The sequence below is a fragment of the Shewanella sp. MF05913 genome (genome assembly GCF_059758095.1).
Window position 1 is genome coordinate 87,264 of record NZ_JCAYNT010000011.1, and the last position, 23,946, is coordinate 111,209.

Annotated in this window: 19 protein-coding genes; 4 read left to right on the top strand and 15 right to left on the bottom strand. The window is 44.4% G+C overall.

Annotated elements, in window-relative coordinates; genetic code table 11:
- Positions 1-71: 71 nt before the first annotated feature.
- From AC19MV_RS13820 to AC19MV_RS13890, 15 genes are all read right to left on the bottom strand, one after another.
- Positions 72-1,076, bottom strand: coding sequence for an AgmX/PglI C-terminal domain-containing protein (locus AC19MV_RS13820; protein ID WP_498308246.1), 1,005 nt, complete (start codon positions 1,074-1,076; stop codon positions 72-74).
- Between the two features lies 1 nt (position 1,077).
- Positions 1,078-1,611 (bottom strand): ExbD/TolR family protein, encoded by a 534-nt coding sequence (locus AC19MV_RS13825; protein ID WP_498308247.1) that lies wholly within the window; start codon positions 1,609-1,611, stop codon positions 1,078-1,080.
- Positions 1,608-2,162, bottom strand: coding sequence for a biopolymer transporter ExbD (locus tag AC19MV_RS13830; RefSeq protein WP_498308249.1), 555 nt, complete (start codon positions 2,160-2,162; stop codon positions 1,608-1,610). The genes AC19MV_RS13825 and AC19MV_RS13830 overlap by 4 nt, the downstream gene beginning before the upstream one ends.
- Positions 2,163-2,167: 5 nt before the next feature.
- Positions 2,168-2,821, bottom strand: coding sequence for a MotA/TolQ/ExbB proton channel family protein (locus AC19MV_RS13835; protein WP_188921965.1), 654 nt, complete (start codon positions 2,819-2,821; stop codon positions 2,168-2,170).
- A gap of 121 nt (positions 2,822-2,942) precedes the next feature.
- Positions 2,943-3,305, bottom strand: a complete 363-nt coding sequence (locus AC19MV_RS13840; RefSeq protein ID WP_498308250.1) for a hypothetical protein — start codon at positions 3,303-3,305, stop codon at positions 2,943-2,945.
- 1 nt (position 3,306) lies between these two features.
- A complete protein-coding gene (locus AC19MV_RS13845; protein WP_498308252.1) occupies positions 3,307-4,098 on the bottom strand; it encodes a tetratricopeptide repeat protein in 792 nt (263 codons plus the stop codon).
- On the bottom strand, positions 4,085-7,129 hold the full coding sequence (locus AC19MV_RS13850) for a hypothetical protein (RefSeq protein WP_498308254.1): 3,045 nt from the start codon (positions 7,127-7,129) through the stop codon (positions 4,085-4,087). Before AC19MV_RS13850 ends, AC19MV_RS13845 begins: the two co-directional genes overlap by 14 nt.
- Entirely contained in the window at positions 7,129-9,168 is a 2,040-nt protein-coding gene (locus AC19MV_RS13855) for a tetratricopeptide repeat protein (protein ID WP_498308256.1), read from the bottom strand. The genes AC19MV_RS13850 and AC19MV_RS13855 overlap by 1 nt, the downstream gene beginning before the upstream one ends.
- A gap of 108 nt (positions 9,169-9,276) precedes the next feature.
- Positions 9,277-9,897, bottom strand: coding sequence for an AraC family transcriptional regulator (locus AC19MV_RS13860; protein WP_282109931.1), 621 nt, complete (start codon positions 9,895-9,897; stop codon positions 9,277-9,279).
- Complete coding sequence (locus tag AC19MV_RS13865) at positions 9,897-11,051, bottom strand: DUF3570 domain-containing protein (protein ID WP_498308258.1); 1,155 nt, start codon at positions 11,049-11,051, stop codon at positions 9,897-9,899. Before AC19MV_RS13865 ends, AC19MV_RS13860 begins: the two co-directional genes overlap by 1 nt.
- Positions 11,038-11,298 carry a DUF4266 domain-containing protein gene (locus tag AC19MV_RS13870; protein ID WP_498308339.1) on the bottom strand — a complete coding sequence of 87 codons (261 nt, stop codon included), beginning with the start codon at positions 11,296-11,298 and terminating at the stop codon, positions 11,038-11,040. The genes AC19MV_RS13865 and AC19MV_RS13870 overlap by 14 nt, the downstream gene beginning before the upstream one ends.
- A 7-nt stretch (positions 11,299-11,305) precedes the next feature.
- Entirely contained in the window at positions 11,306-11,824 is a 519-nt protein-coding gene (locus tag AC19MV_RS13875; protein ID WP_432403601.1) for a TlpA family protein disulfide reductase, read from the bottom strand.
- 52 nt (positions 11,825-11,876) lie between these two features.
- Positions 11,877-12,539 (bottom strand): outer membrane beta-barrel domain-containing protein, encoded by a 663-nt coding sequence (locus AC19MV_RS13880; protein ID WP_498308260.1) that lies wholly within the window; start codon positions 12,537-12,539, stop codon positions 11,877-11,879.
- Positions 12,509-13,249 (bottom strand): outer membrane beta-barrel protein, encoded by a 741-nt coding sequence (locus AC19MV_RS13885; protein WP_498308262.1) that lies wholly within the window; start codon positions 13,247-13,249, stop codon positions 12,509-12,511. The genes AC19MV_RS13880 and AC19MV_RS13885 overlap by 31 nt, the downstream gene beginning before the upstream one ends.
- Before the next feature lie 54 nt (positions 13,250-13,303).
- Positions 13,304-15,934, bottom strand: a complete 2,631-nt coding sequence (locus AC19MV_RS13890) for an HzsA-related protein (protein ID WP_498308263.1) — start codon at positions 15,932-15,934, stop codon at positions 13,304-13,306.
- Positions 15,935-16,343: 409 nt separating this feature from the next.
- On the opposite strand from AC19MV_RS13890, the gene AC19MV_RS13895 reads away from it, so the two are divergent.
- The 4 genes from AC19MV_RS13895 (at position 16,344) to AC19MV_RS13910 (ending at position 23,887) form a co-directional block, all read left to right on the top strand.
- Positions 16,344-17,612, top strand: a complete 1,269-nt coding sequence (locus AC19MV_RS13895; RefSeq protein WP_498308265.1) for a hypothetical protein — start codon at positions 16,344-16,346, stop codon at positions 17,610-17,612.
- Between the two features lie 2 nt (positions 17,613-17,614).
- Positions 17,615-20,053: a LamG domain-containing protein gene (locus AC19MV_RS13900; protein WP_498308267.1), complete on the top strand. Its 2,439-nt coding sequence runs from the start codon at positions 17,615-17,617 to the stop codon at positions 20,051-20,053.
- A 118-nt stretch (positions 20,054-20,171) separates the two neighbouring features.
- Positions 20,172-21,749, top strand: coding sequence for a hypothetical protein (locus AC19MV_RS13905; protein ID WP_498308268.1), 1,578 nt, complete (start codon positions 20,172-20,174; stop codon positions 21,747-21,749).
- Between the two features lie 596 nt (positions 21,750-22,345).
- On the top strand, positions 22,346-23,887 hold the full coding sequence (locus AC19MV_RS13910) for a hypothetical protein (RefSeq protein ID WP_498308269.1): 1,542 nt from the start codon (positions 22,346-22,348) through the stop codon (positions 23,885-23,887).
- Positions 23,888-23,946 lie beyond the last annotated feature (59 nt).

The window sequence follows — 23,946 nt, forward strand, 5'->3', positions numbered from 1 at the left end:
GATAAAAAAAGCAGGTAATGAGTCTGTCATCACCTGCTTTTTTATTGTCTAAAGTCAGCGGGTAACGCTGCTTAACTTGGGAAGAAGTCGATGGCCCAAATGGTGGTCATTACCGCAACACTTTCAGCTGGGAAAGTGATTGAACGTAATACCAAGGTTAACTGGCGCTCTAGTTTAGCGTCATTTAGCTCGCTAGATTTAATGGTCACCTTGCTGATACTGCCATTGGGTTGAATGACAATTTCAAACATCACTTTGCCTTTTAAGAACGGATCTTTTCTTAAGGCGCGGTTGTAGAGTGAATAAAGCCGAGATTTATTCGCTTCTAATGTGCGCCTCAATGCCGCCTCAGAACGTTGCCCACCTTGACTGGTCTGGCTGGCTTTCTCTGTTGCGGCGCCCTGACTGGCTAACACTTCCTCTTTAGCGAGACGAATTTGTTGAGTTTCGTTACCGCTAAGTGCCCCTGATGATATCGTTTGGGTAATAGCTGACTTTGCCAAACTGTCGGTTTGCTTATTGGCCGCCCCAGCTAATAGGTCACGTTTTACTTTGACTTCTTGGCTGGTGGTTTGGTCAAGCTTACGCTGCGCCGTTGGGGTAACATCAAAAGCTTCGCGCATTGAAAATAGCTCATCTTTCATGGCGGCTAAGCCTGATGCGCTGGCTTTTTCTTTGGCTGCCTCACGGGTTGTGGGCTGCACAACTTGAGGTTTTACCACGGGTTCTACCGGTTTCTCGACTACCTTTTCTTCTGGCGGAGCCGGTTCTGGATCAGGCAGAGGCTCCGGCTCTGGTGGCTTCACTTCAGGTTTAACCGGTGGCGGTAGCTGCTTTTCTTGTAAGATGATTTTCGCCAGTTGTGGCGGCACTTGCTCTTTTACTTCACGTGGCTGTTCAACTTGTTCAAGCATTGGCACTACAACGGCAAACACCAAATAAACCAGCAGCAATAGCCACAAGATCTGTTTAAACAGTTTGTCTTGTTTGCTGGGCTTAAATAAGTCGCCTAAATCATTAAAGCTATTACTGGTGTGCTGATTAAATTGAGCGGTTCCAAGGGTAGCTGTAGTCATGTTAGCTCTCCCCATCGGCTTGTTTAGCCTGTTGTTCAACCGCTAGCGAAATATCACGATAACCGGTTGCTGCACAGGCTGCCATTATTTGCTTTAACACCACATAAGGTGTTGCTGCATCGCCAATAATGGTGACCGCGCGGCCGTTTTGTTGTTCGGTTTCACTCAGCTCGGTGCGTTTACTGGCTTGATAGGTCAGCTCAGTGGTTAAGGAGTTAATAAACTCAGGGTTTTCTTGCTCAGTTAATCCTTGTCCTTCAGCACTTTTTTGCCAAATTGCGCGCTCTTGCACTAACACTGTGTCTGCGATGACAGTGATAACAAGGTTTTCAACGGGCAGGGTTTCAGCTACAGATACGGGCAAGGTGAGCTTTTCGATATTTTGCAATACGCGCACTTCAGACTGATTCACAATTAAGAAAAACACCAAAATCGTGAAAATGTCCATTAACGCGACAAGGTTAAGCTTACTACCTGCTTTTAGGCGTTTGTGATGTTTAACTAATCTGCGGCTTCTGGCCGATTGCTTCATCATTGCTTAGCTCCTATTGGTTGTCCAATAGTGGCCTGTGCCCCTGAGTCACTAACAGCCGGAGCATCACCAAGCGAGATCATTGGAAATAACTCAGCATCAACCAAATTAGCTGCAACTACGGCTTTAAACGATCGCACTGTGTCCATGGCCGACACGATGGTTTGATAGTCTATTGCTGGGTCGAGCAGTAGTACGATGTCGTTTTTCTCAATACCTTGTTGCTGAAATGTCAGCTTTAAATCTTGCAGGTAAACCGACAGTGCTGCGAAGTCGTAGCCGGTCTCTGTTATGTCAAATTGTTTAAGTGCCATACCCGCCGGATAGTTAAGGGTTAAGCGGTGTGGGGTAATCACTAATTCGAGTATTTTGGGTTCTAGTTCATCTTGTGCTTGTTCAGCTTCTGACAATACCGGTAGCTGTAAGTTAAGAATGCGCACTTGTGAGAACACCAAACTCAGCAGTAACACGGGTACTAACACGATCATTAAGTTCATAAATGAGGTGATATCCAGTTCTGCATCTTGGGTATTTGGGCGACGGTGGCGTCTCATACTCATTAGCCTCGGTTGTTATCCGTTTGCTGGTTAAATGACAACGAATTAAGCAATTTGATGCCTGCCATTTCAATTGAGTCGACAATGGTGGCCGTTTTAGTTTGTAGGCTCGAGTGAAATAAAATCAGTGGGATAGCGGTGATCAAACCAAATGCGGTGGTGTTCATCGCCACCGAAATACTCGATGACAATAAGTTCGCTTTTTCAGCAGGGTCGGCGCTGGCAACGGCAGAGAACGCCGCAATCAGACCCATAATGGTACCTAACAAACCGAGTAACGTTGCGATATTCGCCAGTGTGGCAATAAATGGCGTGCGTTTTTCAAGGCGCAGCATGTATTCCATCACGGTTTCTTCCATGGCGTATTCAACATCTTCACGGCGGCTAGCACTTGAGATACGCGCAATACCTGACTGTAATACGTCAAACACTGGTGCTTTATGGTTTTGTGCATGTTGACTAATGGTATTAACGTCGCCTGTTTTGAGGGCATTTTTTATCAACGAAAATGCTTTTTGGTTAGTGCGATGCGCTGAGCTTAAATATAACCAGCGTTCAATGGTAATGGCCAAACCGACCACTAACACTAACGCGATAGGGTAGATAAATGGGCCGCCATTTTGTAAAAACGCAATGATATGGTCGGTAAAACTCATGTGATGTTCCTTCTATTTTTGTTGTTTGAGCTCATGGCATTGATGGCTTCATGAGCTCAGTTATTTTGTTTGCTGATGATTCTGTTTTTAATGTAATGCGTGGTGACTCAGGGCTGTCTATTTATTTCTCACTGTTTTTGCTGCTATTGGCAAAGTCTCTCACCTGTTGCCTAAATGCTTTGGGGTTAATGGGTTTAAATTGAGGCAGGGTGAGCCGCATATCTTTGTTATTAATATCTATTGGATTGGTTATTCCTTGCCACGGCATAATGTACAGCACTTTAGGCTGTTCTTGAGAGCCCGTCACCTGGCTTTGGATCACCACAGGTTTGTTATTCGCAGCCGCTGAGCTCGTCGTTTTTGATGGACTATCCGCAGGCGTTATGTTGTTTGTGTCGACCTCATTGGCTGAGCTAGATTGAATCGCCATAGCCCCCAAAATGAACATCAAAGGTAATCGTTGCAGCACTTTTATTGTGTTCATCTTAGCCTGCTCCGTTGGTGTTACCGGGTAGGGTTAACCCTGCACGTTTAATTTTAATTTCGACGCCAGCAAGCCAGCGTTTTGCCTGTTCATCGTCTGGTTGATTGGCTAAATAAGCCAAATAAAATTGCCTTGCTTGTAATAATTTACCGCGATAAAGCTCTAATAAAATCGCTAAATTGAGTTGAGCTTGTGGATATTGAGGCCACAGTGTTAATGCGCTGATATAACCTTGCTCAGCTTGAGCGTATTGGCCATTTTTTCTGGCAAGGTTGGCCTTAATTTGGTACGCGTATGGATTATTACTGTTGGCTTTAATCGCCTGATCTAACAAAGTATCAGCTTGAGCAAACGCTTGTTGATTAATGGCGATAAGGGCTTTGTTGACATAAGCACCCGACAACTGCGGTTGGGCTGCGATGACATCGTCAAACAGGCTATTGGCGCTTTGCCATTGCTGGTTTTTCATGGCATTAATGGCTTGTTGGTATTGTGCTAATACCGCTATGGGTACTTCGGCTAAGCGTTGCGGCGCTTGCTCTAGGTAGGCATTGCGTGTATCTGTGCTACCAGCAATATCACTTAGGCTGTTATTAGCACCTTTGCTATCCAAATTGACTAAATCGACGATGTCTTTATCCGCCGCATTCACAGAAGGTTCAGAGCGTGTTTGAGTACTCGAATTATTGCTGTTTGGCGCGGAGCTGCAACTTGCTAATAAAACCACACTGAACAACCCAAGTAATGCGTTTTGCATGCGTGATGAGATTGATAATGAATTAATGAATCGCATCGATAACCTCGTGTGTTAATTCTGTTTTTTGGTACAGGGCAGGTGACATCTCTGCTAGACGCAGAAAGCTCTGGTCTATCCATTGATCCACAATGTCTTCCCATGCTCGCTGGGTGTTACTGATGTGAATGTCGATGGCTTTTTCTTCAAATGGGTAAGCAAGCTCTTCAAGTAAAATCTCATATTCTTCTAAAGCTAACTCATCTAAATCACTCGGACGTTGAGAATTCATCATGTCGCTTGCCAGTTGACGATACATTTCTGCCAAATTATAAGTAGCATGCGGCACATATTTAGCTAATTGAAAGTCGAGCACTTGTTGATAATAACCAATGGCTTTTTTCATGGCGTCTTGTTTGCTTTTTAAGCTTTTTTGCAGTGGCGCATTGAGCTTAATCGCCGCAAAACTGCGTTGCTCAGCTTCGCCTAGGGCAAATGCAGCAATTGAGGCTAGCTCGACCTGGCGTGCTTGAATGGCGTTTGCATCACTTTGCAGTTGCTGGCGATCAAAGCTGAGTATTTGCCTAAACCAATAATATTGTTTATTGGCTTCACCACTTTGGCGATAGAACTCGCTCATTTTAAAGCGTACTTCTTGAGCCACATCAAACGGTTGCGGGTAGGTTTTTGCATAGTGTCTAAAGGTGGTAAGAGCGTTACCGCGATCGCCCGCTTTTAAATAATATTCAGCAGCGGTGTATTGTGCCTCACGCTTTAATGCTCCCGGTTGCTCGTTAGCCACAATAATTAATAACTGCTCTGCGGCTAAATCCCACTGCGCTAATGCTTCATAAGATTGAGCTAACTTTGCTGGAATGACCGCACTAAACTCATGGTTTGGATGTTGGCTTTGAAATGGCTTTAATACGTCTACTGCTTCTTGCCAGCGTTGTTGTTCAAGCAATAAATTCGCGGCGTCGAGTTCGGCGTTCATCGCATATTTTGATTCTGGTACCACTTGCGCGACGCGTAATAATTGGCTAACCGCTAATTGAGGCTCGGTTTGTTTAACGGCTTGCGCCTGGAAGTAAATACTTGATGCGAGTAAGTTACGCATTTCTGTCCAGGCACTGCTGCCGCTATCTGTGTATTGCAACGCTAGAACATAGCCGTCTTCTGCTTGAACATATTGCGCTTGTTGGTACAGGCTGTTGGCATAAAGTTGGCTGACAAACTGCACTTGTTTACGGGCTGAGTCTGGCAAGGGAATGGCCGTTTGTGCTGCGCTAGAGCTTGCAGTCAGTGGTGCAATGCCATGAGCTTGTAGGACAAAATCAGTAAAGTATGCCAACTCGCCGAAATCTTGGTTATCAAATGAATATTGCGCGGCATTACTGGCCAATTGCAAGGCGCGTTCATCTTGTGGGTATTGATTGATAAATTGTTTATCTAATTGATTCCGCTTGGTCAATAGTGGCGTGAGATCACTTGGACTGCGTTGGCTGTTCTTTGTTATTAGCTCACGGATAGTCACCGTAGTTGCGTAGGCCGATTGTTGCTGGATTTGGCTTAAGGCTGTTGATGCCTCAGCGGGTGTTGAGCTATATGCAATGCTGTAGTAGCTGTCTAGCGCGGCTTGATATTGCTCGGCCTCAAAGTTAGCGTCGGCAAATAAGTATTGGTCATGAATAATGTCTTTGCTGAGTAATGGCTTAGCTTGAGGCAATTGGGCCAGTTGTAAATAGGTGTTTAACGCAGTGGCCGCTTGCGCAAAGGCACTGATACGAGTATTGCCTTTCTGAGTTTGAGCCTCGGCATATAAACGGCGGCTGTGCTCATCACTAAAACTCAGTAAATTAGGTAATAATTCACCTTGATGAGCTGTTGAAGCATTTAGCCAAAATGCGCTGTTTAAGCCATATTGGTTTACATAATCATTTTTGAGCTTATGCATGGCGGCAAATTTGCCTTGACGCTGATAAAGGTCAAGCAAGTCCAGCGAAAATCGCGCCGCCCAAATATGATTAGGGGCAAAGTCGATATAAGCCTGGTAAGTTAGCTCCGCATCGTAGTCGAGCTTTTTGTTGAGCAAAAAAGTGGCCAAATTAGCAAATAATACATGCTGGTATAAATCAATATAAGGCAGTGACTGATTGTCTTTAACCAAAGTGACTAATGACTGAGATTGCAGTTGTTGGCTTAATGAAATACTCAGCACTCTTTGGGTATCGATAGCTAAGTTTTGCGCGCGGCTACCCAGTTTTTCAAAGGCAAAATTATCAGCCGTTAATCTAGCTATATCGGGGTTGTTTTGTTGGCTAGCAACCAGTGCTTCAAACACTTGTAAAAACGCGTTATCGGCATTGGCAAGTCGGTTGAGCTTAAATTCAGACCAACCAAGCATGTACAGGCTATTAAGCTGGTATTTTTGATTACTACTGGCGGTTAAGACCTGTTTGTAGGCTTGAATGGCCGCTGAGTAATTTTGTAAATTGTAATAAATCTCACCGCGCCTAAAGTTGAGCTCGGCCAAATACTCTGTTTGTGGGTATTGGCGCAATAGCGACTCAACCTGTGCCAAACTGGCGTCTAATTTACCTTGTAAATCCAGCGCTTTAGCTAACTGATATTGAATGTGCTCGTTTTCTGCTCGTTGCGGATAACGCTGTAATAGCTGTTGGTATTGCTCAATTAATTGCTGTAATGCCGCATCGTTTTGGCTCAGTTGGGCCAATACTTGGCTGTCAGCTTGCGATGGATCCGTTAGCTCATCATCTAAGTCTGCATAAGATTGGGCTTCAAAGGATTCGGTGTTAATTTGCGCCAGGCGATATTCCACATGAGTACGCACTTCTGGATCGGGCTCTAAGGTCAATAATTGTTGATAAATCCCAGCCAAAGCGGCACTTCGTTGCTGTTGACTCATTTCAACGGCGGCGACTTTTTTGCTAGTGCTTTTATTGGCTAAATCGCTCAAGCTGGCCCGTTTAGCTTGCTGGGTATAATCTGATTGACCACTGCTAAAGCAACCCGACAACAGCATGCCACTCATCACAATGAGTGCGCTTGATACATTAGATGAGGCAGACATTAGTGCGCTCCTTGTGAAGCTGTATCAACCGCAGACGATGGATTTATTGGTGCTCGGTCAGCTTGCGACATTTGCTCTAATACATTGGCCATTTGATGGCGGGTGGTGAGAAGCAGTTGTTGTAAAGTATATTGCTGTTGCTGGGTAAATATACTGATCTTGCCGCGGATTTCTCGGCTGGTTTTGAGATTCAACGCTTCGATATTAAAGGTCATTTTGTTGATGTCGGTTTGTGTTTGCTGTTGGCGCACGTCAAAGTCAGACAACAAACGTTTATTAGTGGATAAGTCACTAAACCGACTAGCTTGCAGCTCAAGTAATTCGAGTTGTTCAGTTAATTGTTTGAGGCTTTGCTTATGCTGCCAAAGTCGCTGTGGGAATGAGCCTTGTAACTGCCATTGCAACACGCCTTTTACTCTATCAAGTCGTTGCTGTTCATCATCTGTATTGCGTTGTTTTGACAATGTATTAAGCGTTGTTTGGCTAGCGTCGATCCGTGTTAACCACTGTTGTTGATTTGGATCGGCAAATACCTGCGGGTTTTGTTCAACTTCCGCCTGGGCGATCACTTCCGCTATACGTTGTTTTTGCGCTGTTAAGCTTAGAAGCATATCGTGATAAGCCAGTTGTTTTTGTTGTTCAATCACCTTGGCTTGACGCTGGCTGTTTAACGTTAATGTGTCTTTAAGCCATTGGCTGTTAGCTTGCTGAGTGTTGACATTGTCGCTGAGTAACTCAAGGCTAAGCAGGGTTTGATAATCGTTTGTTAGCAAAGGATCTTGTAAGGCTTTTTTAAGCCAAGGGGCGTCGGTGTTAAAGCGCTGGGTTAAGATAAGCGCTAGCACATCTGACTTTGGTGTTAATAACGGGTTTTGCTCATCGTTAGCCTTAGTGGCAAACTCCATGATGTTTTTGCTGTCGTTGAAGGTCTCGCCGAATTGTTTAATCTCAGCAATTTTTTGCAAATATAATTGCTCAGCTTGCTGATACAAGGTTAAGCCCTGTGCTAACGATTGTTGTTCGCTCACTTGCTTGGCGTTGAGCAACGCGGCTTGCCAGGCTAAATTTGAATAGGGGTATTGTTGTTGCAATAACGCCAGTAATTTAAATGACATGTCGTATTGCTGTTGCTGCTGGGCTGAATAAGCAAACAAAAACAATGCCGATTCGGCATAGGGACTTTGCTGCGGAAAATCGCTTAATTCGTTATAGGCTAAATCGTATTGTTGGTTCGCTACATACAATTGTGCCAGTAGTAATTTGGCGTAGTCGTTAATTGCTTGCTGTTGCAATAGGGCGTCTTGCACTTCAGGTTTGAGCTCGTCGTTGGCGTCAAAAATATCGGGCTGTGCAAAAGGGTTAAACAGTTTTTGCCAAAAGTTAACTTCAGGAGCCTGCCATTGCTGTTCTTTAAGCTCAATTAATATGGGGTGAGCTGCGTTGTATTGTTGTTGATCCATGTGCAATAACGCTTGGTTTAAGGCAATGTAAGCGGCAGATGAATTAGTCGGTAAAGTGTTTTCTTCTGTATTGGTTTTTTGCTGTACCTGGGCGGTTAACGGCGGCGTGTCGGGCCAATAAGCTAATTGGCTTAATACATGATATTGCTCAACATAGGCAGGCAATACTGTGGTTATTCTGCCTAGGGTCAGCTTAGCTGTTTCAACGTCGCCTTGATCAATTTGTTGCTCGGTTAATTGCAGTAAAGCAATTAGCAATAATTCTCCAGGGGAGGTGGCCGATTTTGCTTTGCTGTTATGGGTCGTCGCATTGGCTTGGCGTTGCTCAAAACGCGTTAAGGTTTGTGTTGCTTGGTCGTGTAATCCAATCGCAACCTGCAGGCCTGCCTCAAACAGTTGGCTGCGATCAGAATCAACCCCTTGGCGTTGACGATTTAAACTAATTTGCCTCAGTGCAGACCCATAATCACCAGCGAAGTAAAAGTACAAGGCTTGACGATAAAACTTGTCTTCTAAATCTGTGGTTTTTGCTGATTGGCTTACTGTTTCTGCGGCCTGTACGTCTGCTGTATTGAACATGAGCAAACTGCCAGATAGCATAACGACACAAGCTAAACCTCGTGCAAATTGATTGCTTAGTTGAGTAAGACTAATCTTAAATAATGCAGTGATAACGACCATTATGATTTACAACACCCACTGTTCGACTTTGATATCAGCGCGATAGCTTGATTCACTGTCTTCAACTTTAAGCTCAATCATTACGGTTTCATCGGTTTTATCGAAGTTATGGGTAATGGCGCGTTGTACTGTACGACCTTCTGCATCGTTACCGGTAAAAATGGCGGTAAGCAGGTGCGGGCCCATTTTTATGTTTCCCAAATAGATGCGTTGAATGCCGCCTTGTTCTAAGGCCTTACGTTGGCGTTCGGTATATAAAAAACCGCTAACATTATTGTCGTCAATTTTAAGCTCAACACTGTCGAGTTTAAGAAAACGCCCTACATCAACTGACACAAAAACCGCAATTTGAGTGCTGGCCGGAAACAGTAAATCTTCTTCTAAAATAAACAAATCGCGATTGAGCTTTAGCACCTGGCTTTTAATGTCTTCAAGCTCTGATGCCAGCGCGCCTTTATTAGCGTCTTCAGCATGCACTGGTATAGACAATAAGCCTGTAAGCAGTGCAGTGACAGCAAATAAGCGGGTTAAAAATGCACAAGATTTACGCACGGTAGTCATAGGGTTAAGGCCTTGGTAATTTCGTTGTAAGATCAATATTTTATCGATAACGTTAAACACAGACATTAAAAGTACACGCTAACAAAGGCACGGATCACATTGGCAGAGAAGCCATAAAAAGGTTCGCTACCGACTCCGCCGTCTGCGGTGGGGTCCCTAAAATTATTGTACTGAAAGTCGATATAATCCCACTGTAAGGATGCCTCTGAACGGGTATCGCCAAATGACAACGACGCGGGCAGCATATAGGTGATCCCTAAACCATAGGTTATGTCGCTAAAGTCACTTAACTCTTTGTCGCGCGCCATATAATTTTGCGCGTCACGATAGGGGAATAAATCGCTGTAAAACTCAGCTTGAGTTTGCTGGTAATAACGCACTTTTAGCTCTAGTTCTAAACTGTCACCAATGGGATGACGATAACCTACTTCAACGTCGCTGGCGGTGATTTCCCAACTGTCGTTAAAATGGCGGTAGTGAAAAAACAGCGCAGCGCGGTAAGGTAAAAAGTAACTGGCCGATAATTTTGCCGCAAACGAATTGCGGGTTTCTGGATAGACTTCGGCTTGATACCCCACACCCGATGGAATGCTGTTGTCGACATAACGCACGGTGCGATAAGGATTATTTAAGTAACCACTGTCGGCAATGGCCTCAACGTTGAAACTGGCTGTGAGGTTACGGGTTAAAATTTGATTAATGCCTGCGCGAATTCGATATTGCTCGCTTTGTTCTTCAAAGATGTCATCGCCATTACGCTTAATCTCATTGTCGCCGTAAGATAAACCCAAATTAAGATTGGTTAAATCACCAAAGGTGTCTTGCGACACATTAATGCTAAAAGATTGGGCTAAATAATCGTCTTCATTGCTTTTGCGTAAATTGAGTGACATTAAGGTTTTGTCGTACAGGTATTCAACCCCGACCTGGCCTTCATGGCGTTTTTCGGTGTACGGACTGGCGGTGCTGACCACATCAACAGAGGCGGATGAAATGCTGTCCATATAATAGTAGGCGGTAATCGCGACCGATTCTGAGGCTTTTTTTCGCAGCATGACGGACGGACCATCAATGGTCATTCCGCCACCTTCGTAGCTGTGATAAAGCATATCGGCGCGGTCCGGATCGAGCACAGCGGCTTGCGCAGTTAAGGCGCTAATGCTCAGGCACAGTGCCGCAAATAGTTTGATGCTTTTATTGAGTATATTAGTTACAACCACAACCACCTCCTCCGGTGCCTTCAGCGCCACGAGCTGATTCACGGCCTTCAAGCACGTGCGCCACATGCATGCTGGCACTAGGGTGACGATTCATGCGCATAATTGGATCAGCCAGGTTTTGACGCTCGTAGGGTTTAACCCAGGGCTCAATGCCCATGCTCGAACAACCGCTCAGGCCGACAATGCTTAGCAGTGCGATGCACTTTAGCGATAAGGCGGTGAGGCGAGGTGATAAGGTGAATGTCATCATCGATTTACTCTCTGATCAGCTGTTTAATGGCCGCGGCGTATTTTTTGTCATAACCGTCTTGATAACCTTGAAACACAAAACGCACCTTACCATCACGATCAATTATCACTGTGGTGGGCATGGCTTCAACCTGATAGGTTTTAGACAAGGAGTTGGTTTGGTCAAAAAAGATTGAGAAGCTCAAATCAAGATCGGCAAGAAAATCTTTACCGGCCTGGTTTTCTTGCTCAACGTTGACGCCCCAAACTTGCACGCCTAACTCTTGATATTTGTCTTGTAACTTTTGCAGCACAGGCATCTCTTTACGGCAAGGGCCGCACCAGGAGGCCCAAAAGTTGATTAAGATAATCTCACCGCGCTGTTCGGCTAAGTTAAGGTTAGTGCCTTGCTGGTTTTTTAAGGTGAAGTCGGGCGCCGCGTCACCAATAGTGAGCGCGTGTGCTTGCATCGACAACATCTGTACCGACAATAACAATGCACCTAAGGCAATAAGACATTTACCGCTAAATCGACTGAACAACATTGAGTTTCCTTTTGGGTTTTTCTTTTGTGTACTAATTTGGCATCAATAACACTTAAAAATAAAACGACACACCCGTGGCAAAATTGAGGTTATGGGTGGTTTTAGATTCGCCGGTAACCTCGGTGTTAAACAGGTAATCACTCATGCTTAAATCCCACGCTATCCAGTCGGTTAAAAACACGCGATAATTGGCGGTTAAGTTAACGGTAAATTGCTCGTCACCGGCAAATTCTGTGTTACCGCCGCCTAACTCAACGGAAAAGACACTGTTAAAAACGGTATCTTTACTGAAAAATATTTCGCCAGGTAACAAGTTATAGCCAATGTTAAGACCGTAATAAGTCAGTTCACGCTCGTCGTCAGTTAACAATGGCGCGGCATTGGCCAGTTTTTCAAAACTGGTTTCACCGGCTTTAGCCTGGGCGTAACGCGCTTTGACATAAAAATGTTCGCTGATGTGATAACCCACATGTGCGCTGACCCACGGGCTTGACTCAAAGTCTTCAATCGACAAAATGCCGCCTTGAATACCCACTTCAAAATTTTCTGTGTCGAGCAGGTCGTCAAGCACATCGCGGCGCTCTACATCCGCTTTAACAGTGTTTGGTGTGTCATCTGCTGCAAAGGCAACTGAGCTTGGGGTTAATGCGCTAAACGCCAAGGTGCTGGCGGTCAGTAACGGCATTAAAAAAATACGCTGAATCCTATTTTCCATGTTTGGATCTCTTCATTTTCATCTCGGTCGGTTAAGGCTAACGAGAGTTTGTATTCGGCGCGTAATATAAAGTTACGAGCAAGGTGATATTTAACGCCTGCAGCGGCGCTCATTAGCGTGCTGCGACGTGATTCGGTGTCGGCTAAAACACTATGAGGTTCGGTATTAATGATCCCAGCGCCAACGCCGATGTAAGGCACAACAAGTAAATCGGGTATTGGGTGACTTAATAACATCACTTCAAATACATCACTGTCTGAAATGCTACCCAATGCTTTACCCGCTGATAACTCAGCGCTAAAGACGGGAGTAAAGGCATAACCGGCAAATAAATTATAAAAGTTAGCGCCTTCTAGGTCGCCGTACATCACCCCAACGTCGAATTGACGGTTTATGACATCTTGTTCAGTGATTTGCATGGCGCTAATCGCTTGACCGTCTTGAGATAAGCCCAATAAATCATCTTGATGAAACCAGCCTTCAACACCGCGTTTATCTTTTACTTTTAACCAAGACGTGCGCTTAAGTAACACGCTGACCATCTCGTTTTTTTCAATAACCGATACCACAGGGTAACCCGCGCTCGGGCCAGATCTGAGTTCAACAAAAGGTACGTCGATACGTAAACTTGGGTTGTCGTTAGCCTGTAATAATGGGCTTAAGCACAAAAGTGCCAATAGCAGCCAGGTGTTGCGTATATAAGTCAGCATAATTCCCTATCGCAAAGTCTATTGCGCCAACGATGAGGGTTGGCGCTTGCTTTGTTAGTCCTGTGAGTAAAAAGGCGTGTTGTAATATTGAGCGCCAATGTCTAGCCATTCGTTGAGCAATTTGAGCTCATCTGCCGACAACATGTTTTGGTGAGTGGTGTTGTTCATCACCTCAAAAAATGTGTTGCTTGAGCGAGCGCCGTTAGTCGACAAAATGGCGGGTACATTGACCGTGGTTAACACTGGAATAGGATTACCATCTGCGTCGAGAATAAGCTCGCCATTACTGTCGACCTGATACACCACGTTGCCGTCAGCATCGAGCACTTCAATTAACCTGTCGATTAAAATGCCGTCGACTTCTTCTTGCTCAACATCGTTAAACAGCAGTTCGCGGTATGAGGTTAAATGGGCTGGCTCGTCGCTAGACGCTGAACTGACTAATGACAATTGCCCTGCAGGCACCTGAGCTGCGCCGTCGGCATCGACAATATTGTGGCAACGGGTACAAGTGTTATCGGCAACGATCATTTGAGTTGCTGTGTCGACAACAGGCCTTGCAAGATCCCACAGAGGTTGAATGTGCTCGACATAATTGATTTGTATGCGGCAATACGCGGTCCAGTTATCAAAACATTGGCTGCCATTTGGTGCTGGCGTGGCTAAATTGCTGTAGTTGTAATCAATGCTTGGATTGACCGCAGACAATACTGGGTTGGTCCATATATCGAGATAGGAAAGACCCGCATTTAATTCTGCAAGGCCATTGACCATTTCATCGGCCTCGGCCATGGTTTGCCCTTGCTCAGGAATAATATTACTGCTGGCATTAGGGTAGGCTGAGCCGCCAATCGCACCTGAGTTAATACTGGCAGTTTGTGCATCTAGTCGGCCGTGAGGCAATTGACTGTTGGCGGTATGGCAACCGACACACTCTAATGTTTCACCAGGAATTAAGGTAATCCATTGACGATGACGACCGCCGATACGCTGGCCATTAGCATCTAATACGCTGATGGCGAGTGGCACATTGGCTGGCACTTTAATTTTCACCGAGCCATCGGGTTGAATAGGGCTATAACCTATGATTTCGCGCATGAGTTGGTTATTACTGCGGCCAAAATCAGTGTTGGGAATATCACGCACCTCATCAGGTGGCATCGGCACGCCGCGAACAATGCGTAAAAAACGCGCAGGTAAATTAGCCGCAGGCGTTTGAGATGGGTCACTTAAACGGCTTATCCCACCACTATTGGTTGTACTGTCAATGCCGTCAAAGTCATACACGCTGCGAATGTGGATTGAGCCTGCTAGCTCCTGGCTGAGTTGTGAGTCGAGTTCATTACCAACCACTTTATCGGCAATAAAGCTTTTAGGCTGCGCGCTAGGTTGTATCACGACCGACTCTGTTAGCACAGTACCTTGGGTCGTTGTCGCGACTAATTGTTGGGTATTATTAGCATTATTAAGTAACCAGAGTTCGTACAATGGTTCAGCTTGAATCAGGTTTTCATCGGCCAGTTGTTCAGCCGTTAACTGGCCGCAAGCACGGACAACATCGTTGACCACGACCCGGCATAAATCCCAGCTCATTAAGTAACGTTGGCTGCTGTCGGGAAGCGGAAACAGGTGATTCAATCGACCGGTTTCGGATAACGCTGTTGAGAATGAAAATTGAAAGTCAGACAATACGGCGTCAGTAATGGCATTGTCCTGAGCACCTGATGTGGCAGTGGCTTGCTCTGCATCAATATAGTCATCAATGTTAATCATCACAGGACGCTTTTGAATCACGCTATCATCTTGTGAGGTGAGCAACATCAAAATGTCGCCGCTAGGTAATTGTTGCGGTTTAACAAAATCAATTGATTCAGTTTGACCATCGACACTCAGTTGGTGCGAATGCCAGCCAAAAACCAGTTCGTTTTCGCTGCCATCTGGGTTCATGCGGTACAAATTGACCCCATGGTCTGCGCCCATTCGGTCCCAACGGCTATAAAGTATTTTACCGCTTTGTAGCACTAGCGGATAAAAGTCGTGACTTAAATTAAATGTAAGCTGTTTGATGCCACTGCCGTCTGGGTCCATCACATGGATATTGAAGGTTTCATTGGCGCGGCTTTCATCTAAAGCCGTGTATTGCGGTTTGCCTTCGTCGAGTAAAATGGCGCGCGATAAACGCTGACGAGTTGAGGCAAAAATAATTCTGCCATCAGGCAAAAAGCTTGGCATTAAATCATCACCTTGCTCAGCCGTAACATCGCTAGTTATCACGCGTTCTAGGGTTTCATCGGCAACGCGATAACGCCAAATATTCCACTTGGGCTGCTCATCATCGTCGGCATCGTCAATTTCAGGCGCACGAATGGCCATCAGCAATTGCTGGCCGTCGTCTGACACAGAGATATCACGGATATCAATAAGCTTATCTTCACCAAATAAACTGGCCGTTAAGTTGGTGGCTGGTGAGTCGGCGAAAGCATTACGTTTTATCAGTAACTGAGCGCCCGGATTAAAATGGGCTGGATTGAAAGTGTCAAATTCTGCTGGGGTTTGATCGACAGCGGCTAAAGTGCGCTCAATATATGCCACCGGATATTCCACAAGCACGGGATCAGGCTGTTCATCTTTAATTGCTGTTTCAGTATTACATCCTAGTAACAATGCAATAACTGTAAACATCATTATGTTATAGCCTGAGGTCGGCCTCATTTGTTTTCCTTAACCATCATTATTATTGTAAGAGTTTTAGCCAATCCCGATTAGGCTTGACATTATTGCCTTGTAGGCTCAGTGTTTCAAGGCTTTTTGTGAAATAGTTCCAATACTTTTTTTTGACGGTTCAAGGCACTTTTTTGGCGCCAAGTTATTGGCTGAGAGTGTCAAAAAATTTAACAAAATAAAAACTTTTAATATGGCCCGTTGAATGATTTAATCAGCACCATTCGCCACCATCACTGCTTAAAAAACACTCAAACCAAGTGAGGGTAACAACATTTGCTCATTAAAAGAGAATGTTGATAAAACAAATAAGCAGTGCGGCACCGCAACGTCAGTTTACTGCAAGGCAGTTAAGTGTGAACAAGGAGACAGTATGAAGGATCGGCTTCGTACGATAACAAGCTTGAGCTTATTATCTAATTTTAGAACAATCATGCCGCTGAAACACGTCGTTAATGCATTGACTATTGGCGTGTTGAGCTTGTTGTCTGTGAATGCGGCAGCAGGGAGTTTAGAGCAGGCAAAACAATTACACGACCGTATTGCCGGTGTTGCTGCCTCAGAAGCGACGTTACAGAGCATGGCGACGTTATTAGATGATGGCAAACCAATAGAAGCCGCTTATCTGGCGATGGAAACCCCAGCATTTTATTCAACCACACTTAAGTTATTTGCTACGCCGTGGACCAATATTGAACAAGATATTTTTGCGCCATTAAATGACTATTCTGCCACTGTCATTGGGGCTGTTAGAGATGATGTTGATTTTAGAGAGATTTTACAGGCGGATATGGTGTATGTAGGCAAAAATAGTTTAAATTTACCTGCTTATAACCGTAATGATAATGCCCATTACCAAGCATTAGAAGATCAATTTATTGATTTAAAAGATGGCCTTGAGCGCACCACGCAATCAAGTCTCAACGGTTTACCTTCGTCAGCCACCGCCGGCGTGCTAACCAGCCGCGCCGCGGCCAAAGAGTTCTTTTATTTAGGCACTAATCGCGCCATGTTCCGCTTTACCCTAATGAATCATTTATGTACCGATTTAGAACCGCTTAAAGACAATACCCGTTCAACTGACCGTATTCGCCAGGATGTGAGCCGAAGCCCTGGTGGTGATAGTCGTTTGTTTATTAATAACTGCTCAAGTTGTCACAGCGGCATGGACCCATTAGCTCAAGCATTTGCCTATTATGAGTATGAATTTAACCTCGATCAGGACCCAAGTGGTGAAAGCGGAGCAATCGCTTATAACACAAGCGGTCAAACCGATCCCGACACGGGCTCTCGTGTACAAGGTAAATACCATATCAACTCAACAAGCTTCCCTTATGGTTTTGTGACACCAAATGATAATTGGCAAAACTATTGGCGCCAAGGGCCTAATCAAAAACTGGGTTGGGATAACAGCTTATCTGGGCAGGGTAGTGGCGCCAAGTCGCTAGGGCAAGAGCTGGCTAACAGTAATGCATTTGCACAATGTCAGGTGAAAAAAGTCTTTAAGTCAGTATGTTTGCGTGATGCAGAAAGCCAGGCCGATATTGCGCAAATTAGTGCAACAACAACCTCTTTTAAGCAGAATGCTTACCAGCTTAAGCGAGTGTTCGCTGAAGTTGGCAACTATTGTATGGGAGAATAGGCATGAAATTTTTAATGATTAAACGCCTTATTATTGTCTCATTATTGTTTGGCTTAAGTGCTTGTGGCGGTGGGGATGTAGAAAAAAATCCACCCGCTCAGCAAACCCCAACCTCTAACGTATATACTGGCCCTGCCGCGGCAACCGCCGATATTCAAAAGTACAAAACGTCGTTGTGGGACAATATATCGACTCAGGATAAATGCGGCGCTTGTCATACCGAAGGTAACCAAGCCCCTTATTTTGCCAGCCGTAATGATGTTAACGACGCTTATGCCGCTACCAACCCGTTGGTTGACTTAACCGACCCAAAAGCTTCGCGTTTAGTCAGTAAAGTCGCAGGTGGCCATAACTGTTGGTTGGCCAGTGATTCAGCTTGTGGCGAAACCATGACTCAGTGGATTAAGTTATGGGCAGACGAACGCGTGAGCACAGCCAATACTATTGAGCTAACAGCACCTGTCATTAGAGACCCTGGATCAAGCAAAAACTTTCCCGATGACAGCAGTTTATTTAGTCAGCATGTTTATCCGGTTGTGAATCAATATTGTGTTTCTTGCCATAGCGAAGGCGTGCAAGCGGCGCAATCACCTTTTTTTGCCAGCAACGATATCGAGCAAGCGTATGAAGCCGCAAAAGGGTTGATGAATTTAGATACCCCAGCACAATCACGATTAGTGGTTCGCCTAGGTTCGGAGTTTCATAACTGTTGGAGCAACTGTTCAGACGACAGTATTGTAATGCGCGATGCGATTACTGCTTTAAGCGACGGCATTGAACTCGATGAGATCTCACCGGATATGGTGGTGTCTAAATCGTTACGATTAACTGATGGTATTACCGCATCAAGCGGTGGTCGTTTTGAAACTGACGTGATTGCGCTGTACCAATTCAAAACCGGTGAGGGCGCCATTGCCTATGACACCTCGGGTATTTCACCTGCGGCAAATTTAACGCTCACGGGTGATGTTGATTGGCTAGGCGGTTGGGGATTGTCATTTACCAATGGTAAAGCGCAGGCTAGCACCGCCAATAGCAAAAAATTGCACGATTTAATTACCGCAACGGGTGAATTTTCAATAGAAGCCTGGGTGACGCCCAATAATGTGACTCAAGAAGGGCCTGCCCGCATCGTCACTTATTCAGCTGGTGATGACGCGCGTAACTTTACCCTTGGGCAAACCCAATATAATTATGACTTTATGCTCAGAACTGAAGCATCAAGTACCAATGGTGAGCCGGCCTTAAGTACGCCCGATGCCGATGAAGTATTGCAAGCGACGTTGCAGCATGTGGTGATGACTTATAACGCCACTAACGGCCGCAGTATTTATGTGAACGGTCAGCTGATTGATGTGGTTGATGAAGATATTGCCCCATTAGCAAATTGGGATGACAGCTTTGCGCTAATTTTAGGCCGTGAAGCGTCTAATCAACATGTATGGCAGGGCGATGTCCGCTTATTAGCTATTTACAATCGGGTTTTAGCGCCTGAACAAGTGCAGCAAAATTATGAAGTGGGCGTTGGTGAAAAGTTCTTTTTACTGTTCTCAATAAGTCATCTCATCGATTTACCCAATACTTATGTGATGTTTGAGGTTAGTCAGTTCGACAATTACAGTTATTTATTCAGCAATGCTGCGATTGTAAATATTGACGGCACGCCAGTGAGTGACAGCTTTGAGGTAAAAGGCTTACGTATTGGTATTAATGGTAAAGAGAGCGCACAAGGCCAATCCTACGCAAATCTCGACTTGTCGGTATCGGCAGGGCAGGGACTTGCAGAGCCGTTTTCAATCTCTGCACTTGGCACCATTATCGCGCTTGAAAAAGGCGCTAATCAGGATGAGTTTTTCTTAACCTTTGAGCAATTAGGTGAGCACAGTAATGTGGTGCTACCTGGCGTATTTGTTACCCCAGCAGAGGTGCCTGCCACTACTGAATCTGCTCAAGTGGGTGTGCGTAATTTTGCTGAAATTAATCACAGTATGAGTGTGCTAACCGGAGTGGCGCAGCAATCAACCAAGGTGTTTGCCACTTATGAGTTGGTAAAGCGTCAATTACCCAGCCTTGAAAACATTGAAACCTTTATTTCAGCACAGCAAATGGGCATCACCCAATTAGCAATCGCTTACTGCGACTCGGCAATTGAGGATAATACAATACGCAGTAATTGGTTCCCTGATGTTGATTTTACGGCTGTGCCAAGTGTGGCATTAAGTGCGGCTGATAGAGGTAACTTGCTCAATCCATTAATCAATCAATTGATGCCATTGTCATTGAGTAACCAACCTAGCCAAAGCGATGTGTATGCAGAATTAGACAGTTTGGTGACCGGCTTGTCGGTGTGCAGTGGTACGTGTAATGCAGAGCGCACTCGAACCATTGCTAAATCAACCTGTGCTGCGGTATTGGCCAGTGCTGTTATGCTAGTGCAATAGGGGCCGCAGATGATAAATATATTAACAACCGCGCAATTGAGCTTTGTTCAATTGATGCATGCACCACTGAACAGCACTGCATTTGTTGCCGTAAAACAGAGACAAAAAGGATCCAACAATGACTAAATCAAAGCATCTTCATCCAGACAGTCCATTGTTGTTTGCCGACCACCGTAAACCCATGACTCGACGAGAGTTTATTTCAACGGGTTTATACAAAGGTGGTGCGGCGGTTGCGGGATTATCCTTGTTTAGCATGTTTGCTAATCCTAACAATGCTCATGCGGCATTGTCGCCAGACCTTGAAGCATTAAGAGGTTCTTGCGGCATTAGCGTTCAAGGTGCGGGTAAAATTCCGTTTATTAGTTTTGATTTAGCGGGTGGCGCTAACATTGCGGGCTCAAATGTGCTCGTTGGCGGCGCGGGTGGTCAGCAAGACTTTTTATCTACAGCTGGTTACAACAAGTTAGGTTTACCGGGTGATATGGCGCCCTCAATTGCTAATCCTAATGTTGGCATGTCTGATTTTATCAATACCGATTTAGGCCTAGCATTTCATTCTGACTCGGCGTTTTTACGCGGTATTTTAGAAAAGGTTTCATCAGACACGGCATCAAGAATTAACGGTGCAGTGATCCCAAATCGCTCAGACAACGACACCGGTAATAATCCACACAATCCTATGTATGCTATTGCGGCAGCAGGCGCGAATGGCTCGTTAATGCCGTTGGTGGGCTCGCGTAATTCTGACTCGGGCGGCAACTCAATGGCGCCAACCAGTTTTATTGATTTAAGCATGCGACCGACCAAAATTGACAGACCGTCTGATGTCACCGGTTTGGTAGATGTGGGCGACTTATTTAGTTTATTGTCGCAACGTGATGCTGTGGCAGTAATGGAGAGTATTCAACGCATTAGCGCGCAAAAAATGGCGGCGGTGAATACCCAGGTGACCCGAGGTGATGTGATTAAAGATTTAGTTAATTGCGGTTATGTTAAAAGCGCTGATTTAGCAGATCGCTTTGGCGACCCTTCAACCCTAAATCCGTTATTAGACCCAGATATTGTGGGGCCAGGTGGCATATTTGGCATTAACGAGTTTGATTCTGAATCAGAGTTTCAAAAAACAGCATCGATTATGAAGCTAGTGGTGAATGGCTTTTCTGGCGCGGGTACGGTCACCATGGGCGGGTTTGATTATCATACAGGCGAGCGTGCAACCGGTGAGTTACGCGATTTACGAGCAGGGCGCTGTATGGGAGCCTGCTTAGAGTATGCTTCACGTCGTAATATGCCGCTAATGTTGTATGTGTTTAGTGATGGCTCAGTTTCAAGTAATGGCCGGATTGATGACTCAATGGAAGGACGTGGTAAAGGCGAATGGACGGGTGATAATTCTTCAACCGGAGCCTCGTTCTTTTTGGTGTATAACCCGTCTGGTAAACCCCAATTAATGGGTGGCACTACTTCGCAAATGGCCCAAAAACAACAAATTGGCTTTATGCGCTCTGATGCGTCAGTCGATACAGCGTCTGCGCCGTCTGCTAATAACGTGAATTTGTTAGTGGAAACGGTACTGCTTAATTACATGGCATTACACGGCGAACAAGGTCAATTTACCTCCGTAGCCCCAATGCAAGGGTTAGGTAATGCCACTATGCTCGACTCGCTAACCGCGTTTCAACCGATAGTGTAGGGAGTGTGACAGCGCCAGAATTTTGTACTGGCGTATTAAAGACACTTTTTGATATATCGCTAGCTCGCATGGATTCGGCAAAATCACCTCAAGTGCAAACGCTTCTGTGACACGCTGCGAGTACATCCTTGTAAGCTCGGCCATGACGTCCATGTCATGGACGGTCACAGCCGCGCTTGTACTCGAGGCTCTATTTCTGCGTTGCTGGCTGTGTATCGGCACAGATGTGAAGATATTATTGGCTCATGGATGCGGCAGAGTCCCCCTGAACAAAGTGGGAGATTACCCCCAATTATCACATGCTGCACATGTGAAAAAATTAAAAGTGTTAAAAATAAAATCAGTATGTATATTTTTATGTGATACGTACTGAATTTGCATTAAATTGTTACCTTTTCAAATGCTTATAGTGAAATCGATTAAATGTCATTCTTTAGTTTCGCGCGGTTATTTTATTTAGTGGATATCATTTTTTTAATGTTATGTTTAAAATTAGAAGATAAAAATCCTATTACAGATGGTAAAATATCGTAATTTTTTTGTAGTTATTAGACAGCATTTAATTTTCTATTTAATGACATTTTATAAGGTTTGAAATGACGTCACTATTAAAAAATACCCCTTTAAAAAAGAAACTGTACGCTTTCCTTAATCTTTCAGAAGAGGTTATTCATAGTGGAGAGTTACGCTTTTCTTCTTCTAGTAAAGAAGAGCTGATTAAAATAGCAGAGCGTTGGTTTCATGAGTTACTTACAAGAGAAGATTGCCAGCTTAATTTTAGTGATGAAAACAAAGCCTTTCTCGTTAATATGATTGCTCATGGCAGTCCGTCTATCCGTAAAAAAATCCTTAGAAATTTCTACCATCAATCAATTAATTCTTGTGGTGCACTTTATTCAATTGGTGTTTTCGAATTGATTTATAACTGGCTAGAAACCGTTAATAATAAAGACTTACTAATACTAAAGAAACAGATTTTTTTCAAGTACTTAAATGATGATCGTACTTGGGGCTATTACCTTGAACACAGAGACGAAGACGGTTTTTATATTGAAACTTTAGCCAGTTTGTTAACGTTAAATTATCACTTTTTTTCTGCCACAGAGCGTCATAGAGTAATATGGAAACACTGTTATGAAAGATACTCTGTTCATAAAGTAATGAGAGATGAATCTATCTGTAGATTAGGAATTGATATTAATTCAATTAATGGCAACATTAGTTACATAACAAGTCGATGTATCTCTTTACATAAGATGGAGAATCCCTGGAATTACACCGATAAAGTACTTCAAGACCTCCACGACAGAGGCATTGATATAAAGATATCTGGAGAGCTTGGTAAACACTTTTTTTTCCATGATGATATTGCATTAATTAAACTGGTATTTAATGGTGTTCTGTTAGATGGTTGGTTTGCGGGGCCTTTTGTTACCGATCCAGATAGAAAGAGACTGTTCTGCTCGATGGCCGACAGTTACAGTGGGATGATTCTAGTGGAAATTGATTTGATGACAGGTCAAATTTATCGCTTATCCTCCAATCACTCTATACCTATAGCCTACAGCCATGATGGCGACATGCTTGAAGTGTATGATGCTAAAGTGAATCAAGATTTTGTTCTGACATCCTGCCGTGCTGTTTATTATTCGGTGCCTGATGTATTAAGAACCCCTGAATTTATAAACGATCTGGAGGTGCTTAGCGGTATGGAAGACTTTGGATTTAAAGTGCAGAACCCACCGGTAGAGTCTGTTAAGTTTCGAAAAGATTTAATTGGGCCTGATGGGGCGCTCTTTATTATTGGTACCTTTGCGCCTTTTCCTGAGACGTATCCTGCCCGTGTGTGTATGGATATTGCGACGGGTGACATTATTGCTTATCACCACAATAGTATCGATAGGACGTTTTCACCGTTTTCCGTCGCTAACAATATAAATATGTTTGTCGCATTGTTGAAAACCTATCAAGCGGCTATGGCGAGTGCGACCAATAAAGAAGCTCGATTTGTTACTGAGTTCGGAGCTTCAGAGGCGACTGATTTGTTGCAGAGTTTGTCTGACCTACAAGATGAACAAGCAACCTATGACTTTCCTAGTGTATGGGAATGGATTCTAAGTTATGCCGATAATGATTGATAAGATGTTGCTATGGACAAAAAGAGAGTGCGTTTTTAGATTTTTTTGTTGATTAAATA

Excerpts from the sequence above, each read along its gene's own strand:
- AC19MV_RS13900 (WP_498308267.1), top strand. The coding sequence starts at position 17,615 with ATGAAATTTTTAATGATTAAACGCCTTATTATTGTCTCATTATTGTTT.
- AC19MV_RS13875 (WP_432403601.1), bottom strand. The coding sequence starts at position 11,824 with ATGTTGTTCAGTCGATTTAGCGGTAAATGTCTTATTGCCTTAGGTGCA.
- AC19MV_RS13870 (WP_498308339.1), bottom strand. The coding sequence starts at position 11,298 with ATGACATTCACCTTATCACCTCGCCTCACCGCCTTATCGCTAAAGTGC.
- AC19MV_RS13905 (WP_498308268.1), top strand. The coding sequence starts at position 20,172 with ATGACTAAATCAAAGCATCTTCATCCAGACAGTCCATTGTTGTTTGCC.
- AC19MV_RS13855 (WP_498308256.1), bottom strand. The coding sequence starts at position 9,168 with ATGTTCAATACAGCAGACGTACAGGCCGCAGAAACAGTAAGCCAATCA.
- AC19MV_RS13885 (WP_498308262.1), bottom strand. The coding sequence starts at position 13,249 with ATGCTGACTTATATACGCAACACCTGGCTGCTATTGGCACTTTTGTGC.
- AC19MV_RS13825 (WP_498308247.1), bottom strand. The coding sequence starts at position 1,611 with ATGATGAAGCAATCGGCCAGAAGCCGCAGATTAGTTAAACATCACAAA.
- AC19MV_RS13835 (WP_188921965.1), bottom strand. The coding sequence starts at position 2,821 with ATGAGTTTTACCGACCATATCATTGCGTTTTTACAAAATGGCGGCCCA.
- AC19MV_RS13895 (WP_498308265.1), top strand. The coding sequence starts at position 16,344 with ATGAAGGATCGGCTTCGTACGATAACAAGCTTGAGCTTATTATCTAAT.
- AC19MV_RS13840 (WP_498308250.1), bottom strand. The coding sequence starts at position 3,305 with ATGAACACAATAAAAGTGCTGCAACGATTACCTTTGATGTTCATTTTG.
- AC19MV_RS13850 (WP_498308254.1), bottom strand. The coding sequence starts at position 7,129 with ATGTCTGCCTCATCTAATGTATCAAGCGCACTCATTGTGATGAGTGGC.
- AC19MV_RS13890 (WP_498308263.1), bottom strand. The coding sequence starts at position 15,934 with ATGATGTTTACAGTTATTGCATTGTTACTAGGATGTAATACTGAAACA.
- AC19MV_RS13910 (WP_498308269.1), top strand. The coding sequence starts at position 22,346 with ATGACGTCACTATTAAAAAATACCCCTTTAAAAAAGAAACTGTACGCT.
- AC19MV_RS13860 (WP_282109931.1), bottom strand. The coding sequence starts at position 9,897 with ATGTCTGTGTTTAACGTTATCGATAAAATATTGATCTTACAACGAAAT.
- AC19MV_RS13820 (WP_498308246.1), bottom strand. The coding sequence starts at position 1,076 with ATGACTACAGCTACCCTTGGAACCGCTCAATTTAATCAGCACACCAGT.
- AC19MV_RS13830 (WP_498308249.1), bottom strand. The coding sequence starts at position 2,162 with ATGAGACGCCACCGTCGCCCAAATACCCAAGATGCAGAACTGGATATC.
- AC19MV_RS13845 (WP_498308252.1), bottom strand. The coding sequence starts at position 4,098 with ATGCGATTCATTAATTCATTATCAATCTCATCACGCATGCAAAACGCA.
- AC19MV_RS13880 (WP_498308260.1), bottom strand. The coding sequence starts at position 12,539 with ATGGAAAATAGGATTCAGCGTATTTTTTTAATGCCGTTACTGACCGCC.